At 34.7% G+C, this 3,993-nt stretch carries 4 protein-coding genes; 1 reads left to right on the top strand and 3 read right to left on the bottom strand.

The window, feature by feature from the left end; translation table 11 throughout:
* Positions 1–121: 121 nt before the first annotated feature.
* Both KI356_RS24975 and KI356_RS24970 read right to left on the bottom strand, forming a co-directional pair.
* Positions 122–448, bottom strand: coding sequence for a hypothetical protein (locus KI356_RS24975; RefSeq protein WP_128282798.1), 327 nt, complete (start codon positions 446–448; stop codon positions 122–124).
* Positions 449–535: 87 nt separating this feature from the next.
* Positions 536–676: a hypothetical protein gene (locus tag KI356_RS24970; protein ID WP_212936781.1), complete on the bottom strand. Its 141-nt coding sequence runs from the start codon at positions 674–676 to the stop codon at positions 536–538.
* Positions 677–858: 182 nt separating this feature from the next.
* Here KI356_RS24970 and KI356_RS24965 point away from each other — a divergent pair, with 182 nt between their 5' ends.
* A complete protein-coding gene (locus KI356_RS24965; protein ID WP_212936780.1) occupies positions 859–2,388 on the top strand; it encodes a cardiolipin synthase in 1,530 nt (509 codons plus the stop codon).
* Between the two features lie 35 nt (positions 2,389–2,423).
* On the opposite strand, the gene KI356_RS24960 is transcribed toward KI356_RS24965, so the two are convergent.
* Positions 2,424–3,782: a zinc ribbon domain-containing protein gene (locus KI356_RS24960; RefSeq protein WP_212936779.1), complete on the bottom strand. Its 1,359-nt coding sequence runs from the start codon at positions 3,780–3,782 to the stop codon at positions 2,424–2,426.
* Positions 3,783–3,993: the final 211 nt, after the last annotated feature.

The following is a 3,993-nucleotide window of genomic DNA, read 5'->3' as shown; positions in this document are numbered from 1 at the left end:
TTTGCATTTAACATATTGAATTACAATAACAAAATATTAACATATTTTCACCTTAATTTTGGAAGTATTTTATAAATAAATACATTATTAACCTAAAAAAGAGGGTATCCTCTTTTTTAGGTTAATAATACGGATACGATGTTTGTTGATAAGCTGGGTATGGTACCGGGTACGGTGCTGGATAAGTTATCGGGTATGGTGCTGGATAATATCCCCCACCACTAGCTGCACCTGTTAATGCCCCAGCTGTAAGTCCTCCTACTACGCCCCCTGCAAAACCCCCTGGAAAAAATCCTCCGCCCCACCCGCCACCATGATGGTGGTAGTGGTCATAATGATTATGTCCGCCATGATGATTGTATCCACTGTGATGATTATGTCCACCATGATGATTGTGCCCTCCGTGATGATTCCGATCATATCCTCCATAATTTCCAGTATAGTTCATTTTTCTTCCTCTCCTTTTAGCATATAGTTATGCCTCTCTTTAATATGTGGAATAATAAGGATTCTGTTGATAATCCGCATAGTATGGCTAATCTGAATAATAAGGATAACCATATCCGCCATAACCAAATGTTGGACTTAGTAAAGCACCTGCTACAAACCCTGGAAAGAAACCTCCATGACCAAAACCATCGCCGTGACCACATCCTCCAATTGGGCGACCATACATTTTATTCAACTCCTTCTTTATATAAAAACGTCACATTATACTGTATGTAGGACAAATGCGGAGAGTATAGGGAAATACCTACATTTTGTAAAAAACACAAAACACTTTATAATAAAGGTGTCACATTACATCTCCTATTTAAAAAGTCTATATTCAAGAAAGATTAGAGGAATTATATAAAAATGAAGAAGCCTATCGTTCAATTATTATTAGTATTTACAATTGTATCTATCGTTCTTTTACTTTTAAATATATCGGCTATTTCGTTATATACATTTGTCGGTGTTCTATGGTCTATCACAATCGTAGGGATTTCATTCGTTATTTTTATCGAAAATAGGTCTCCCCAAAGTACATTAGCTTGGTTTTTAGTATTAGCGCTTCTACCTATTATCGGTGTACTTTTATACTCTCTTTTCGGACGTAGCCGTTGGAGAAGAAAAAAGCATCTCCATCGTTCAGAAGAGCAAAGAAAATTATTCCGTGAAATTTTAGAAAGAAGACGCTTAGAATTATCACTTACAGTTCCATTACAAGAACGTTCTATACATTTAACAGAAGTCGTACAAAAATTTGGAGGCGGGCCTGCCGCAGATAGAACAACTACAAAACTTTTAACAAACGGTGATCAAACATTTCCAGAAATCTTGCAAGCTATCGAGCATGCAAAACATCATATACATATTCAATACTACATTTATAAATCTGATGAGATTGGTACAAAAGTACGAGATGCTTTAATACAAAAGGCAAAAGATGGTGTTATTGTACGCTTCCTTTATGATGGACTGGGAAGTAATACTTTAAGAAGACGCTTTTTACAACCTATGAAAGAAGCTGGAATTGAAATTGTAGAATTTGATCCTATTTTTTCAGCTTGGTTACTTGAAACAGTCAATTATCGTAACCATCGAAAAATCGTTATTGTAGACGGAGAAATCGGTTTTACTGGGGGACTCAACGTCGGTGATGAATATCTTGGCCGTTCGAAAAAATTCCCTGTTTGGCGTGATAGTCATTTAAAAATAGAAGGAAAAGCATTATATAAATTACAAGCAATCTTTCTAGAGGACTGGCTCTATGCCTCTAGTGGATTGAATACTTACTCTTGGAAACAATTTATGAATAAACAATACTTCCCTGGTAAAGAAATTTCGAATGCAGAAGGTGCTGTTCAAATTGTCGCAAGTGGGCCAAGCTCAGATGATAAAAGTATTCGTAATACTTTACTAGCTGTTATGGGCTCTGCAAAAAAGTCTATTTGGATCGCTACACCATACTTTATTCCAGATCAAGAAACTTTAACATTATTACGCTTAAGTGCAATTTCCGGCATAGATGTACGCATTTTATATCCAGGTAAAAGTGATAGCATCATTAGCGATCAAGCATCTCAATCTTATTTCACTCCACTTTTAAAAGCTGGTGCTTCCATCTACAGTTATAAAGATGGTTTTATGCATGCGAAAATTGTACTCGTTGACGATAAAATTGCAACCATTGGAACAGCAAATATGGATGTACGCAGTTTTGAATTGAATTATGAAATTATTAGTGTACTTTATGAATCAGAAACCGTTCATGATATTAAACATGATTTTGAAGAAGACTTTAAGCATTCCACTGAAATTAAATGGAACTCGTTCCAAAAAAGAAGTATCAAAAAACGAATATTAGAGTCTTTCATGCGACTCATTTCTCCATTACTGTAAATAAAAGGAGAACTGGAAACCAGTTCTCCTTTTATTTATCTTACTTGCCTTTCTTCTAGTAGATCTTCTTTTATAATTTTATTCACCAACAGTTCACTATCAATATATTTAACTACATAACTACTTTTAAAGCTCTTAAATTTCACAGTAGCGCCATTATCGTATATAATGTTGAACTTCGAATTAACAGTTACATGGTATGTACTATTATCTATCTTCTTCATATCTAATAATTCTGTCCCTAGCCACGTTTCAGTAATACCTTTTTTTTGAAGGTACCTTACATATTCTTCTGTTTCTTTCTGCAAACTACCATTCTTATCCATAAGAGAGAAGACATATATCATATCTCGACTATTAAAGGTTTGAACACTTGCTTCTATAAAAGAAACCATAAAGCTCTCCATCAAGTTTCGAGAAACTTCACCAGCTGCGTTTTCACTCGGCTTTGTTTTACCTAATCGATAATTATCTTGATATTGATCTGAATCTGAATCTAATTTAATCACTTTATGTTCATTCTCTGGTTTCCATGTCTCAATCGTTTCAGAAACTTCATCCTTTTCGTTAGATACATTTATATTATGAACTCCTGGAATAAGCATATCTAAATTTACCTTCCCGCCATTCGATACATCCACTTTTTTCTTATCTACTGTTAGATTAGCATCTTTAGGAATTTCAAAACTTAACGAGGATGGCACTAAATACACTTCATATTTATCAAATACTAACAAATTTTTATCATTTGATTTTTCTAATCTTAATATATATGAATTCTTCTTATCATTTTGTATATTTTCATTTTTTTGTTCTTCTAACGATTTTAACAATTGAGTTTGAATGTTCATAGAAGAATGAACATCTTTCAAAAACTTTCCTGTATCTCCCATCGAAAGTGCTTGTTTTGTAGGCTGGAATTTTACCACCTTATTAAATTCTTCAGCATTCTGCGTTTTAATTGCATCTGAAACTTGCTGGATAACCCGTTCCTGAGAAAATTGTTGTTTCCCGTATACATATGTACCGCCACCAGCACAAGCTAATATGACTGTACTTACTGCAATCCATATCCACTTTTTATTTTTCCTTACTTGAGAGGAACTTGAGTCATCATTTATATTTCTGGCTCTCTCCCTCTTTATAGGCTCTTGATTATTTATTTCGCTTGTTTTTCCAGATGACGCCTTTTGTCCCAAAGTATGGGGCTGTAAGGCTTCGGTCTTCTCCACTTCTACATTCTTTGTTTCGGATGTTGTTTTTGAATGTTCTAAGGGTACCGTTGGCTTCACAGTATCCTTCTCTACCTCATCAAAAAAGTGTCTACACCTAGTACATACTTTATCTGTAGGACTATTTTTTTCTTTACCACATTTCGTACAAAATTTTTTCATTTAACCATATCCCCCCATTTTAAAAATGCTTCTTTTTCTCTATAATTCTAATCTCTCAATCTCTACTTCCCGTTCTACTATCTCTGGTTGCTCTACTTCTACTATCTCTGGTTGCTCTATCTCTACTATCTCTGGTTGTTCTACTTCTACTATCCCTGGTTGCTCTACTTCTACTATCCCTGGTTGCTCTACTTCTACTACCCCTGGTTGC

This window comes from Bacillus hominis (genome assembly GCF_018332515.1).
In the GTDB taxonomy this organism is placed as follows: Bacteria; Bacillota; Bacilli; order Bacillales; family Bacillaceae_G; genus Bacillus_A; species Bacillus_A hominis.
This window is presented reverse-complemented; position numbering and strand designations above follow the sequence as displayed.